The organism is Agrobacterium sp. 22-221-1, assembly GCF_053522445.1.
The window spans coordinates 21,933-36,458 of record NZ_JBNWCL010000005.1; the positions used below are offsets into that span (position 1 = coordinate 21,933).

11 protein-coding genes are annotated in these 14,526 nt (G+C 59.6%); 3 read left to right on the plus strand and 8 right to left on the minus strand.

The annotated features are described in order from the left end of the window. The first annotated feature begins 65 nt into the window (after positions 1–65). Complete coding sequence (metH, locus tag ACQZ5N_RS09175) at positions 66–3,839, plus strand: methionine synthase (protein WP_448732740.1); 3,774 nt, start codon at positions 66–68, stop codon at positions 3,837–3,839. Positions 3,840–3,907: 68 nt separating this feature from the next. On the opposite strand, the gene ACQZ5N_RS09180 is transcribed toward metH, so the two are convergent. Beyond that, on the minus strand, positions 3,908–5,239 hold the full coding sequence (locus ACQZ5N_RS09180; protein ID WP_448732741.1) for an MFS transporter: 1,332 nt from the start codon (positions 5,237–5,239) through the stop codon (positions 3,908–3,910). Between the two features lie 78 nt (positions 5,240–5,317). Beyond that, on the minus strand, positions 5,318–6,094 hold the full coding sequence (locus tag ACQZ5N_RS09185; RefSeq protein ID WP_269829099.1) for an AAA family ATPase: 777 nt from the start codon (positions 6,092–6,094) through the stop codon (positions 5,318–5,320). A 332-nt stretch (positions 6,095–6,426) separates the two neighbouring features. Here ACQZ5N_RS09185 and ACQZ5N_RS09190 point away from each other — a divergent pair, with 332 nt between their 5' ends. Further along, entirely contained in the window at positions 6,427–7,068 is a 642-nt protein-coding gene (locus ACQZ5N_RS09190; RefSeq protein ID WP_448732742.1) for a hypothetical protein, read from the plus strand. A 44-nt stretch (positions 7,069–7,112) separates the two neighbouring features. Here ACQZ5N_RS09190 and ACQZ5N_RS09195 read toward each other — a convergent pair whose 3' ends face one another. The 6 genes from ACQZ5N_RS09195 to ACQZ5N_RS09220 form a co-directional block, all read right to left on the minus strand. After that, positions 7,113–8,156, minus strand: coding sequence for a zinc-dependent alcohol dehydrogenase family protein (locus ACQZ5N_RS09195; protein ID WP_425647042.1), 1,044 nt, complete (start codon positions 8,154–8,156; stop codon positions 7,113–7,115). A gap of 95 nt (positions 8,157–8,251) precedes the next feature. Then, entirely contained in the window at positions 8,252–9,310 is a 1,059-nt protein-coding gene (locus tag ACQZ5N_RS09200; protein WP_035261250.1) for an ABC transporter ATP-binding protein, read from the minus strand. Between the two features lie 12 nt (positions 9,311–9,322). Beyond that, a complete protein-coding gene (locus ACQZ5N_RS09205; RefSeq protein ID WP_003522814.1) occupies positions 9,323–10,105 on the minus strand; it encodes an ABC transporter permease in 783 nt (260 codons plus the stop codon). Then, a complete protein-coding gene (locus ACQZ5N_RS09210; RefSeq protein WP_020813650.1) occupies positions 10,102–10,986 on the minus strand; it encodes an ABC transporter permease in 885 nt (294 codons plus the stop codon). Before ACQZ5N_RS09210 ends, ACQZ5N_RS09205 begins: the two co-directional genes overlap by 4 nt. Before the next feature lie 101 nt (positions 10,987–11,087). Beyond that, on the minus strand, positions 11,088–12,194 hold the full coding sequence (locus ACQZ5N_RS09215; RefSeq protein ID WP_142779501.1) for an ABC transporter substrate-binding protein: 1,107 nt from the start codon (positions 12,192–12,194) through the stop codon (positions 11,088–11,090). A gap of 291 nt (positions 12,195–12,485) precedes the next feature. Continuing rightward, on the minus strand, positions 12,486–13,364 hold the full coding sequence (locus ACQZ5N_RS09220; protein WP_448732743.1) for a MurR/RpiR family transcriptional regulator: 879 nt from the start codon (positions 13,362–13,364) through the stop codon (positions 12,486–12,488). A gap of 175 nt (positions 13,365–13,539) precedes the next feature. On the opposite strand from ACQZ5N_RS09220, the gene ACQZ5N_RS09225 reads away from it, so the two are divergent. Beyond that, a complete protein-coding gene (locus ACQZ5N_RS09225; protein WP_196379165.1) occupies positions 13,540–14,313 on the plus strand; it encodes an N-formylglutamate amidohydrolase in 774 nt (257 codons plus the stop codon). Positions 14,314–14,526 lie beyond the last annotated feature (213 nt).

Here is a 14,526-nt window from a genome sequence, read left to right on the forward strand (position 1 = left end):
CATAAACATATCTTTATGTGACTTGACGGCTTGCGATCTTGCAAATCGAAATGAGGAGTGTGCCCGTGTTTGACGATCTGTTCGGCCCTGAAGGGGCAAAGCGTGACGGCGCGGAAATTTTCAAGGCGTTGCGCTTTGCCGCCAGCGAACGCATCCTCATTCTCGATGGCGCCATGGGCACGCAGATCCAGGGGCTGGGTTTTGACGAAGACCATTTTCGTGGCGATCGTTTTATCGGCTGTGCCTGTCACCAGAAGGGCAATAACGACCTTCTGATCCTGACCCAGCCGGACGCTATCGAGGATATCCATTACCGCTACGCCATGGCGGGTGCGGATATTCTCGAAACCAACACGTTTTCGTCGACGCGCATCGCACAGGCCGATTACGAGATGGAAAACGCCGTCTACGACCTCAACCGCGAGGGCGCAGCGATTGTCCGCCGCGCTGCCCAGCGCGCCGAGCGGGAAGATGGCCGCCGCCGTTTCGTGGCGGGCGCCATCGGCCCGACCAATCGGACGGCCTCGATTTCGCCTGACGTCAACAACCCCGGTTATCGCGCCGTCAGCTTCGACGACCTGCGTATCGCCTATGGCGAGCAGATCGACGGCCTGATCGACGGTGGGGCCGATATCATCCTGATCGAGACGATCTTCGATACGCTGAACGCCAAGGCGGCGATCTTCGCCTGCGAGGAGCGTTTCGAGGTTAAGGGCATCCGCCTGCCGGTGATGATCTCCGGCACGATTACCGACCTTTCCGGCCGCACGCTTTCCGGCCAGACGCCTTCGGCCTTCTGGAACTCGGTGCGCCACGCCAATCCCTTCACCATCGGCCTGAACTGCGCGCTGGGTGCCGACGCCATGCGTCCGCATCTTCAGGAACTGTCTGACGTGGCCGATACCTTCGTCTGCGCCTATCCGAATGCCGGCCTGCCGAATGAATTCGGGCAATATGACGAAACGCCGGAGATGATGGCGCGTCAGGTTCAGGGCTTCGTTCGCGACGGTCTCGTCAACATCGTCGGCGGCTGCTGCGGTTCCACGCCGGAGCACATCCGGGCGATTGCGGAGGCTGTCAAAGGTTACAAGCCGCGCGAAATTCCCGAGCACAAGCCTTTCATGTCGCTTTCGGGCCTCGAGCCTTTCGTGCTGACCAAGGACATTCCCTTCGTCAATGTCGGCGAACGCACCAACGTCACCGGCTCGGCTCGCTTCCGCAAGCTCATTACCGCCGGTGATTATACGGCGGCGCTGGCTGTCGCCCGCGACCAGGTGGAAAACGGCGCGCAGATCATCGACATCAACATGGATGAGGGTCTCATCGATTCCGAAAAGGCGATGGTGGAGTTCCTGAACCTCATCGCCGCCGAGCCGGATATTGCCCGCGTGCCTGTCATGATCGACTCATCCAAGTTCGAGATCATCGAGGCCGGCCTGAAATGCGTTCAGGGCAAATCGATCGTCAATTCGATTTCACTGAAGGAAGGCGAGGAGAAGTTTCTCCAGCAGGCGCGGCTCGTCCATAATTACGGTGCGGCGGTCGTGGTCATGGCCTTTGACGAGGTCGGGCAGGCCGATACTTACGAGCGCAAGGTCGAGATCTGCTCGCGCGCCTACAAGCTCTTGACCGAGAAGGCGGGCCTGTCGCCGGAAGACATCATCTTCGACCCCAACGTCTTTGCCGTTGCGACGGGTATCGAGGAACACAATAATTACGGTGTGGATTTCATCGAAGCCACTAAGACCATCCGCGAAACCATGCCGCTGACGCATATTTCCGGCGGCGTTTCCAACCTGTCCTTCTCCTTCCGCGGCAATGAGCCGGTGCGTGAGGCGATGCATGCCGTGTTCCTCTACCATGCCATTCAGGTCGGTATGGATATGGGCATCGTCAATGCCGGGCAGCTTGCGGTTTACGACAATATCGATCCGGAACTGCGTGAGGCCTGCGAGGACGTGGTGCTGAACCGCCGCGACGACGCGACCGAGCGTTTGCTGGAGGTCGCGGAGCGCTTCCGTGGCACGGGCGCCAAAGATACCAAGGTTCAGGATCTTTCCTGGCGCGAACTGCCCGTCGAGAAGCGGTTGGAACATGCGCTGGTCAACGGCATTACCGATTATATCGAGGCCGATACGGAAGAGGCGCGCCAGCAGGCTGCCCGTCCGCTGCACGTCATCGAAGGGCCGCTGATGGCGGGCATGAATGTGGTCGGCGACTTGTTCGGTTCCGGCAAGATGTTCCTGCCGCAGGTGGTGAAATCCGCCCGCGTGATGAAGCAGGCGGTTGCCGTGCTGCTTCCTTACATGGAAGAGGAAAAGCGCCTGAATGGCGGGGCAGAGCGCAGTGCCGCCGGCAAGGTGCTGATGGCCACCGTGAAGGGCGATGTGCACGATATCGGCAAGAACATTGTCGGTGTCGTTCTCGCCTGCAACAATTACGAGATCATCGATCTCGGCGTCATGGTGCCGACGACGAAAATCCTCGAAACGGCGATTGCCGAAAAGGTGGATGTGATCGGCCTTTCCGGCCTCATCACCCCGTCGCTGGACGAGATGGTGCATGTGGCGGCCGAAATGGAGCGGCAGGGTTTCGACATTCCGCTGTTGATCGGCGGCGCGACGACGAGCCGTGTGCATACGGCGGTGAAAATCCATCCGCGTTACGAGGCGGGGCAGGCGATTTATGTGACCGACGCTTCGCGTGCGGTAGGCGTCGTGTCGGCGCTTCTCTCTGCCGAGCAGAAGCCCGCTTATATCGATGGCATTCGCAGCGAATATGCCAAGGTGGCGGAGGCGCATGCCCGCAATGAGCGCGAAAAGCAGCGCCTGCCGCTTTCCCGCGCCCGCGAGAATGCGCATAAGATCGACTGGTCGAGCTATAGCGCCGTCAAGCCGCAATTCTTCGGCACCAGGGTGTTCGAGACTTACGATCTTGAAGAGCTTTCCCGTTACATCGACTGGACGCCGTTCTTCCAGACCTGGGAATTGAAGGGTCGTTTCCCGGCCATTCTCGATGACGAAAAGCAGGGCGAGGCGGCGCGGCAGCTTTACAGCGATGCGCAGGCGATGCTGAAGAAGATCATCGAGGAAAACTGGTTCCGGCCGCGGGCGGTGATCGGCTTCTGGCCGGCCAACGCCGTGGGTGACGATATCCGGCTGTTCACGGATGAAAGCCGCGGCGAAGAGCTGGCGACTTTCTTCACGCTGCGCCAGCAGCTTTCCAAGCGCGACGGTCGCCCCAATGTGGCGCTGTCGGATTTCGTCGCGCCTGTCGATAGCGGCGTTGCCGATTATGTCGGCGGTTTCGTGGTGACGGCGGGTATCGAGGAAGTGGCGATTGCCGAGCGCTTCGAGCGGGCGAATGACGATTATTCGTCAATCCTCGTCAAGGCGCTGGCCGACCGTTTCGCGGAAGCCTTCGCCGAGCGCATGCATGAGCGGGTGCGCAAGGAGTTCTGGGGTTATGCACCGGACGAGGCTTTTGCCGGCGAGGAGTTGATTGGCGAGGCCTATGCCGGTATTCGCCCGGCCCCCGGCTATCCCGCCCAGCCCGATCATACCGAAAAGAAGACGCTGTTCGCCCTGCTCGACGCCACCAATGCGGCGGGTGTGGAGCTGACGGAAAGCTATGCCATGTGGCCGGGCTCCTCCGTCTCCGGCATCTATATCGGCCATCCCGAGAGCTATTATTTCGGTGTCGCCAAGGTGGAGCGCGATCAGGTTCTCGATTATGCGCGCCGCAAGGACATGCCGGTGGAAGAGGTGGAGCGCTGGCTAGGGCCTGTCCTCAACTATGTGCCGACGAACGGCGCGGAGGAAATCGACAGCGCTGCCTGATGTTCGGTGTGCTGCCATTCAATAAAAAAGCGCGGGTTTTGCCCGCGCTTTTTGCATTTAGTCGGTGTTTAAGACCGCAACGCCGCCAGTTCCTCGATGCCGACATGGCTCTCCACCTCGCTGCCGCGCAGATAGAGATAGAGGCCGATCGCGAAGGCGAGGACGGCGATGAAGACCAGATACCAGGCATGGGCCATGGGGTTGATGGCAAGTGCGGTCGTCACGCCAATCGGCGTCAGCCCGCCGAAGACGGCATAGGAGACGTTATAGGCGAAGGAGAGGCCGGAGAAGCGCACCGAGGCCGGGAAGGCGCGGACCATGACATAGGGCACCGCACCCGCCATGCCGACCGACAAGCCCATGACGCCGTAAAGCACGAACATGGTTTCGAGCGATGCGCCCGCATAGCTGTAGAAGGTGAAGGTGGCGATGCCGAAGAAGATGCTTGCCCCCATGAAGAAGATGCCGGAGCCGACGCGGTCGATCAGCGCACCGGCGATGATGACGCCGAAGATCAGGAACAGCGTGCCGAAGCTGGTGCCGGCCAGCGCCTGTGTCGGGGTATAACCGTAAAGCTTCTGCAGGAAGGTGGCCGTCATCAGCGTCGTGACGACAATGGCGGCCGAGAGAACCCAGGTCAGCAGGGCGGAAATGACCACGCCGCGCATATGGTGTTTCAGCACCAGCCCGAGCGGCAGCTTGTCCGTCAGCGATTTCGACTTCTTCATCTCGGTGAAGATCGGTGTTTCTTCCAGCCAGCGGCGCAGATAGACAGCGATGAGGCCGAAAATGCCGCCGAGCAGGAAGGGAATGCGCCAGGCGTAACCGGCCACGTCTTCTGGTGTGAAGAGCGAGTTGATGGCGAAAGCGATCAGCGATCCCAGCATGATGCCGAAGGAAAGGCCCGATGTGAGGAACCCGCAGGCGAGCCCGACGCGGCGGAAGGGCACATGTTCGGCAACGAAGGTCCATGCGCCCGGCACTTCACCACCGATGGCCGCGCCCTGCAGCATGCGCAGGACGATGAGCAGGATGGGGGCAGCGACGCCGATGGTGGCATAGGTCGGCATCAGCGCCATGCCCAGCGTGGAAAGCGCCATCAGCAGGATGGAGAAGGCGAAAACCCGTTTGCGGCCGTAACGGTCGCCATAATGCGCCAGCACGATGCCGCCCAGCGGCCGCACCAGATAACCGGCGGCGAAGATGCCGAAGGTCTGGATCATCACCAGCCAGTCCGGCATTTCCGGCGGGAAGAACAGATGGCCGATGACGGTGGCGAAAAATACGAAAATGATGAAATCGTAAAATTCCAGCGCGCCGCCGAGGGCCGAAAGGCCAAGAGTTCTGTAATCCTGACCGTTGAGGGGCCGGGCTGCCGCCGGTGTGGTGGGGGGAGACATGAGGCTGCTTCTTTTCTAAATTACGTATTACTTATGGGCATGCGGCAAGCGCGGCGCGATTTCAAGCCTAATCGACGTTCAATCGCTCAGGTATTTCGAGGGACGATCAAGAAAGCGGCGCAGGAAACTGATGTTTTCCAGCTCGTCATAGAGGCGCTCGGTGATGCCGTCCGCGTCGAAATGATAGATGGTCGCCTCGGGAATGGCCAAAAGCACCGGCGAATGGGTGGCGATAATCAATTGCCCGCCGCTATCGGCGGCGTCACGGATAAGGGCTGCCAGCTCGAGCTGCTTTTGCGGCGAAAGCGGGCTTTCCGGTTCGTCGAGAAAATAGAGGCCGGCGCCATGCAGCCGCTGTTGCATGATATCGAGAAATCCTTCGCCATGCGAACGCCGGTCGATGACATTGTTCCTGACGATCCTGCGAAACGTATCCGGGGTTTCTTCCGGAAAGTCTTCACCCTTCTTGAGCGCCTTTTCCCGCTCCCAGCGAAAAGCGTCCAGCGCATCCTCGTTCTGCCGGCGAATATAACCAAGCACGTCTTCCGCGCGCATGAACATGCGGATTTTCGGATATTTCTTGCGGGCGAAATAGAAGGACTTCGCCACGGTCTCGGCATGCTGAAGGTAAAGATCGCCGGCAACCTGGCCGTGATTGCCGATGGCATAGGCCGTCATTCCCGCCGCCAGCCCCTCCAGCAGCGTCGATTTGCCGGAGCCGTTGTTGCCGGCAAAAAAGGTGATCGGCGTCTTGAATTCGAGGCGTTCCAGATGGCGCAGCGCCGGAACGGAGAAGGGATATCCATTCTCTCCATCCGGGGTTTCCTTCATGGTTACGCTATCGAGAAACAGCATGTCGCGTTCCTTGCATCTAATCCGTCATGTTCGCCGACGTTGCGCTCTGTCGCATCATCGCGGCACTATGCTCAAAGCAATTGCGTGTGATTGCGGCTTAACGTGGGGCGCTGTTCGCGCCAATGGTTTGCAGCGTCGGCGGAGATACGTCATGCCGCATCGTTCGAAGTTCATTTTATTATAAATTAGCACAGTTCATTCTTGTAATAAATCGATAAATATTAGATATATGCAATATTTATCTTAAATTTAAGATGTTATCCTAAGTATAAACTTCAAATTAATTCAGTAATGCCAGTTGTCGTCATTCTCGTTGTTGTTGGAGAGAGTGAATGAAGCATATTGCGCTTTTTTCGGTCGGGTTTCTATTTTCCGCGATATTCGTGAGCGAAGCTGAGGCGCGGAAGTCCCGGTTTTTTGCCATCCCCGGATTCGGCGGCGGCGAGACAATCGATCTCGTTTATGATCTGCCGGATAACGAGCCTTTTCTTCGCGACGGGGAAGCATTCGACATTGGTTATCTCAACAGCGGGGATAGGAGCGGTTATGTGCTGTATCGTGGCGAGCGGTACAGCAGGCTCAGCGATGCGGATATCGCCAGGCTGAAGGTGACGCTTGGTTTTGATCCGACGACAAAAGACCGCATGGAGCGGGCGGCGAGGGGCAGCGACGCGCCCTGGAACCTCGTGATTATTATAGCGGTCGCAATTGCTGGTATCTTTGTGCTTGTTCACAAGGGCATGCAGCTAGTGCGATGGATTTCTCGACTGGCGACGATATCCGCAGTTGCGGGAAGTAAGCGGCAGGAGGAGGACATCCCCGACCCGCTGGAGGTCCGCAAGAAACAGCTGGTAAACCGCCAATGGAGCGATAGCCAGACGGATCACGCGGCGCGTATCCCGGCAGCATCGCCGCCCCATGCGTCTGCCCGAGGAACCACTGCGGTCCGGACATTCGGACGCAGGAGCGCCTGAGCGGTGCGAAATCCCTAAACCTCAGACGGTCTCAGGAGCCTGCATTACTCGAACCGGTCGATGATGCTGATGCCGCTTTCCTTAAAGCTGTCCATGGCGGGCAGGGCGGTTGCTGCCTCGGAAAGCGTGATGTGGCGGCCGATCAGCTTTTCCGGCGCGAGCCTGCCGCTTTCGATCATCGCCAGCATGTCCTCGTAACGCCACGCCTGCATGCCGTGGCTGCCGTAAATCTCCAGTTCATGCGCGATCACCCGCGCCATGGGAATGGCGGGCATGGCGTGATCGGCCAGCATCAGCCCGACCTGCACATGGCGGCCGCGCCGACGCAGGTTGCTGATGGAGTTGCAGCAGGTCTGCGGGTGGCCGAGCGCATCGACAGAGACATGCGCGCCGCCACCCGTCACCTCGCGAACCGCCTCGGCAACATCGGCAACCGCGCGGCTGTTGATGGTGGCGGTTGCTCCGAGTTGCCGCGCAAGTTCGAGTTTGTCTTCGGCAATGTCGATGGCGACGACCTGCGCGCCGAGGCCAGCGCCGATCATGATGGCGGAGAGGCCGACGCCACCGCAGCCATGCACCGCCAGCCATTCGCCGCCCTTCAACCGTCCCTGATCGGTTACGGCCCGGAAGGAGGTGGCGAAACGGCAGCCGAGGCCGGCGGCGGTGGCGTAGCTCATCGTCTCAGGCAGATGCACGAGGTTCTGATCGGCATAGTCGATGGCGACATATTCGGCGAAGGAACCCCAATGGGTGAAGCCGGGCTGGAACTGCGCCTCGCAGACCTGCTGGTTGCCGGAGCGGCATTCATGGCAATGGCCGCAGCCGGAAACGAAGGGCACGGTGACGCGGTCGCCGGTCTTGAAGCGGGTGACGTTTTTGCCGACAGCGGCGATCACGCCTGCGAATTCATGGCCGGGAACATGCGGCAGGCGAATATCCGGGTCATGCCCCATCCAGCCGTGCCAGTCGCTGCGGCAGAGACCTGTCGCCTTGACCTCGATGACCACGCCGCCATCGGTTGGTTCCGGATCTGGCAGGGACGCAACAACCGGGGTTTCGCCGAACAGTTCGTAAAAAAGCGCGCGCATCATGGCCTCACATGGTTGGTATGCAGGTTCGAAGTCATACCTGCTCTACCATGTCCCGCAAATGGGCGAAGCGGTTTTGCGTCTGGAAAAGCGCTTCAGTCCTTGATGACCATCAGGTCGCCGGCTGCGAATTTCAGCGTCACCTGCTCACCGACGGCGGGCGGTGCTGTGCCGGGATCGTTGAACATGTCGAAAGACAGGGTCGAGCCGCCGAGATCGAGACGGGTGCGGATGACGGAGCCGAGGAACTGGCTGGAGGTGACGAGGCCGGAAATGGCGACATCGCCTTTCGCATCGCTGCCGAGCGAGCCCGCTTCCGGTCGCAGGGCAAGGGTGATTTTTTCGCCATTCGCCGCATCGACCGGCTTGTGCAGGGTGATCTGCTGCTCTCCGACACGGATGGTATTGGATGAGGAATCGACCACGGTGGCGTCGATGAGGTTCAGCGTGCCGACGAAGGAGGCGACGAAGCGGGTCGCGGGCTTGTTGTAGATATCGAAGGGGGAGCCGATCTGGTCGGCGCGACCGCCATTCATGACGACGATGCGGTCGGAAATCGACAGGGCCTCTTCCTGATCGTGGGTCACGAAAATGGTGGTGATGCCGAGTTTCTGCTGGATCTGGCGGATTTCCTCGCGCAGCGACACGCGGATTTTGGCGTCGAGCGCGGAGAGCGGCTCGTCCAGCAGAAGCACTTCCGGCTTCGGTGCGAGCGCGCGGGCGAGCGCCACGCGCTGCTGCTGGCCGCCCGACATCTGGTAGGGGTAACGGTCCGCCAGATGTTCCAGATGGATGAGCTGGAGCATTTCCTTCACGCGGGCGTCGATTTCGGCTTTCGGCTTGCCGGCGACTTTGAGCCCGAAGGCGACGTTTTCATAGACATTCATGTTGGGGAACAGCGCATAGGCCTGGAACACCATGCCGATATTGCGCTGGTTCGGCCTGAGCGCCGTCTGGTCCTTGCCATTGATGACGATGGATCCGCCGCTCGGGGTCTCGAAGCCGGCGATCATGCGCAGGACGGTGGTCTTGCCGCAGCCCGATGGCCCGAGGAAGGAGACGAACTCGCCCTTTTCGATGGCCATGTTGAAATCATGCACGACCTGCACGGAGCCGAAGGATTTCTTGATGTTGCTAAGTGTCAAAAAGCTCATGAAATATTGTCCTCAGGCCTTGGGAGGCGCGCCCTTCTGGTAGCGTGAAACGAGTTGGATCAGACCCAGGCAACCCCAGGTGATGCCGAAGGAAATCACGGCAAGTGCGGCCGGTTCATAGGCGCGGTTGGCACCGAGCAGCTGCATGTAGGGGCCGAAGGCCGGGCGGTTCAAAAGGGCCGCCATGGTGAATTCACCGATGACGATGGCGAAGGTCAAGAACGCACCTGACAGCACGGCGACCAGAACATTCGGCAGGATGATGCGCGAGAGGATGGTCGTCCAGCCCGCGCCGAGGCTCTGCGCCGCTTCTGTCAGTGTTGCCACATCGATGGTTCGGAGGCCGGTATCGACGGCGCGGTACATATAGGGCAAGGCCAGTGTGGCATAACCGAACATCAAAAGCAGGTTGGTGCCGAAGCTCGTGCCGGTCAGCGGCAGCCAGCTCGAGGTGTTATAGAGCCGGATATAGCCGAAGACGATGACGATAGCCGGGATGACCAGCGGCAAAAGCGTGATGAATTCGATATAGGGGCGCAGGCCCGGCAGTTTCAGGCGCACCCAATAGGCGGTCGGCACCACCAGCAGAACCCCGAAGACGATGGTGAACAGCGCCATCACCACCGAATAGCTGAAGGTTTCCTGAAAACGCGGGTCGGTGAGCACCTTGCCATAGGCGTCGAAGGAATATTCGCCGCGCCGCATTTTCAGCGAGAAGTTGGTCATGCCGATCAGCGGCAGGGCGAAATAGAGCAGGCCGAAGATCAGCGCGCCCCAGGCGAAGAAACGCTTCATTTCAGCCACCTTTCACTGCGGGCGCGCAGCCAGATGTAAAGTGCATTGGCAATGCCGGTGACGACGATCATGCCGAAGGCAAGGGCGTAACCGAGATGCGGATTACCGAGAACGTCGCCGCGAATCTGCGCGAAAAGCAGGATCGGCACGATGTTGAGCGAGGAGCCGGTGAGCGCGATTGCGGTGGCCACCGCGCCGAAGGCGTTGGCGAAGAGCAGCGACATGGTGCCAAGCAGCGACGGCAACAGGATGGGGAAGGCCACCATGCGCCAATATTGCAGGCCGGTCGCGCCAAGGATTTCCGCCGCTTCGCGCCATTCGCGCTTCAGCCCGTCCAGCGCAGGCGTGATGATGAGAATCATCAGCGGTATCTGGAAGAACAGATAGGTGACGGTCAGGCCCCAGAAGGACAGGATGTTGAAACCGAGCAACCTCAGATCAATGCCGATCTGTGTCTTCAGGAAGACGGTGAGAAGGCCGACCGGGCCGAGCGTCGCGATAAAGGCGAAGGCGAGCGGCACGCCGGCGAATTGCGAGGCGACGCCCGAAAAGGTCAGAAGCGGCCCGCGAATGCGCTGCGGCAATCCGCCCAGCACCACGGCGGCGGCGACGGCAAAGCCGATCAGGCAGCCGAGAGCTGCCGAGGCGAGGCTGATCTTGATCGAAATCCAGTAGGCCGCAAGGATGGAGGAGGTGAAAAGCCCGGCGATATTTTCCAGCGTAAAGCTGCCATCGGCATGCTGGAATGCGCCGATGACGATCTTCATCGTCGGCATAATCAGAAACAGTAAAACAAAAACGGCAAAAGGTACGACACCAATCCAGTGCAGCGGCAGTTTCCTGCCCGCGTCGGATGGTCCGCCGGTGTTGGTTGATGGCATCCTTGTCCCCAAACGCCGTTTTCAAACGGTCTGTATATAAAGGTCTACATCATAAAAGAAGCACCCCGGCTTTTGATCGGCCGGGGTGCATTTTCAACAGTTTACTTCACGTTCGCGCCGACGACGCTGTCCCAGCCACCGGTGACGGCAGCCTTGTTGGCGTCGACTTCCTCGAGTGTCGGGAAGATCGCCTTTTCATAGGCTGCTGCCGGCGGCAGGCTGTCGATCAGTTCCTGCGGAACCTTGCCGGCCTTGACCATGGCGTTGAAGCGGATCGGGTGGCAATAGCCCTTCAGCCAGCCGAGCTGACCGTCGTCGGAGTACAGGTGCTCCATCCACAGCTTGGCAGCGTTCGGATGCGGGGCGTAAGCGGAGATGCCCTGAACGTAGACGCCGGCCAGAACGCCCTTCTCAGGAACGATGACTTCCGTCGGCGGGTTGTCGTTCAGCGTCTTCTTCCAGGAAAGGGCGTTATAGTCCCAGGCGACGATGATCGGGGTCGCGCCCTGCGCCAGCGTGCCAGCCTTGCCGATGACCGGCAGGAAGTTGCCAGCCTTGTTGAGATCGGCAAAATATTTCAGGCCGGCTTCACCGGCTTCCTTGCCGGACTTCGCACCGGTGGCAAGACCGGCGGCGAGAACGCCGAGGATGGCCTGGTTGGAAGCGCGCGGATCGCCGGCGAGCGCCACCTGACCGGAATATTCCGGCTTCAGCAGGTCGGCCCAGTCCTTCGGTGCGTTGTTGACGAGGTCCTTGTTCACGAAGAAGGACATCACGCCGTAATAGTCGCCGTACCAGTAACCTTCCGGATCCTTGACGTTGTCAGGAATTTCGTCCCAGGTGGAGACCTTGTAGGGCTGCAGCAGGCCTTCGGCCTTCATCTGCGGACCGAAGGCGAGACCGACGTCGACAACGTCAGGAGCCTGCGGGCCCTTATTGTCCTTGTTTGCCTTCACCGCTTCCACTTCGTCGGCGGAGCCGGCGTCGGGGTTCAGTTCGTTGACGGTGATTTCCGGATATTTCGCCTTGAAGGCGGCAATCACGTCGCCGTAACCGCACCAGTCGTGCGGCAGCGCGACGGTGGTCAGCATACCTTCCTTCTTGGCGGCGGCGATCAGCTCGGCGCTCGGTTCAGCGGCGGCAATTGCGGTGGAGGCGATGACCAGTGCAGTGGTCGTAGCGAGCAGTCGGCGGCAGTGAGAGATCACTTTTTTCTCCTCTTCGTGTTCTCATATTGCGGACGCTGATACGGATTCTCGATGAAGCTAATGTGACGGCTGGATTGCAATTTATTTATCCGGATTCCGTCACTTTACGCCCGTTTTCCGCCATCACCCGGCTTTTTGCCTGCAATTGCGGGAGATTCCCCTCATGATCCGTGGTGGCCAGATATGTTCCCCAGCTTGGTTTCTTATCCTGTTTTATCGTGCTGGTAGCGATGACAGGTATCCAATCAGCGTGCGGCATCCGCGTCAAGCAAGTTGCCCGGCTATGTAGTTTCATGTTCTGTCCGGCCTGCGGAACAGCCGCGTCTGTTCGAACAGGCCTTCCAGTGCATTCATGCGTTCCCTGGTTTCATCCCAAGTGCCGTTCTGCACCGCTTCGATCAGCGCTTCGACCACGAACAGCGTGACGACCGAGGAATCCCATGCCGAGGGAGCTTCGATCCTGACGCGGAAAGTGTGCAGCGCGTGGCGCGCCACCGGCGATGTCCATTGATCGGTGAAGAGAATGATCTGCACGCCGTTTGCCTTGGCTACTTCGGCCAGCGTCGTCATGTCATGCTCGTAACGGCGGATATCGAAGATAACCAGTATGTCGCCGGCGTTCATGTTCAACATATATTGCGGCCAGGCGCTGGAATTCGACGACATCAGCGTCGTCTTCGGCCGGATCACCTGCATATGTGTGAAGAAATATTCGGCAATCGCGCCGGTGATGCGCCCGCCGACGAAATAGATGCTGCGCTTGCGGTCGGAAAGCAGTGCCGCAGCATTGTCGAAGACGGCGGTGTCGAGATCGCTCAGCGTATCGCGCAGATTGCCGGTGATGGCATCTGCGAAGCGGTTGAGAATATGCAGGCCGGGCGCATTGGTTGCCCAGCGGTCATGTTTGGCGATGGGGCCGGAAATCGTCGCTTCCAGTTCCTGGTGCAGATGCGCCTGAAATTCCGGATAGCCCTTGTAGCCGAGCTTCTGCACCATGCGCGCCACCGTCGGCGTCGAAACGCCGGCATTTTCCGCAATGGTGGTGATGCTGCCGAGGCCGGAGACGGGGTAGTTGCCGAGCAGGCTCTCCGCCAGCCGTTTTTCCGAACGGGTCAGTGCGTCGTAATGGGCATGAATGACATCCGACACGGTCGCCGTCGTGCTGCGCAAATTTTTCCCCTTCCGGTCTTCTGCCGGTGCATGGCTAAAATAAACATCTGTGCCAGCTATCGAGTCAATGGGAAAATGAAGAGAAAATTTCAAAATTCCATTTGACACTCGCAATAATGTGAAGAATTCTTTTCGGCGTTGACGGAGCGACGGGGTTTCCGGGCGGGGTTCGTGCATGACGGTGCGGTCACGGTTTTTCACAGAAGCGGAAGGGCAGGCCGTTGGCATTGAGAATGCTGCGGCGAAGGGCGACGTCCTTCTCGTCTGCGAACATGCCTCCGCCACCATTCCGCAGAAATTCGGCACATTGGGTCTTTCGCCGGAGGTACTTTCGAGCCATGCGGCCTGGGATCCGGGCGCTCTGGCCGTTGCCCGGCTGCTTTCGGAAAAGCTTGACGCCACGCTCGTCTATCAGCGGTTTTCGCGTCTCGTCTATGATTGCAACCGACCGCCCGAATCGCCTTCCGCCATGCCGGTGAAAAGCGAGATTTACGATATTCCCGGCAATTTCGATCTCAGCGAAGCGGAGCGGTTCGCCCGCACCTCAGCACTTTATGTGCCGTTTCATGACCGGGTGAGCGAGATCATCGCCGCGCGGCAGGCGGATGGCCGTAACGTGGTGGTGGTGACCATCCACAGTTTCACGCCGGTCTATCACGGCCGGTTCCGAAAAGTTGAGATCGGCATTCTGCACGATACCGACAGCCGTCTCGCGGATGCGATGCTGGCGGGCGCCGAAGGGGCCTCGCTTACGGTCAATCGCAACGATCCCTATGGCCCGGAAGACGGCGTGACGCATACGCTGCGGCTGCATGCACTGCCGGACGGGCTTTTGAACGTCATGATCGAGATCCGCAACGATCTCATCACCAATGAAGGAGAGCAGGCGGCAATCGCCGGTTTTCTTTACGAGCTTATGGGGAAGGCGCTCTCATCGATCGATGAGTGAGGGAGCTATGGCCGGCCGATGGCGAAAACACCGGGGTCGGCTGCCAGATGAGACTGCCGCCATTTTATAAAAACCGGCCATGCAGCCGGAAAAACACGAAGCGGCAAGGGAACAGCAAGTGCGTGCGGCCAATCGCGGGAAACTCCCGGGTGAAGCCGGAAACTGGGGCACAATCGGCCAATAACGGCTGACTGGCTTGTTTTTTTCTTATTC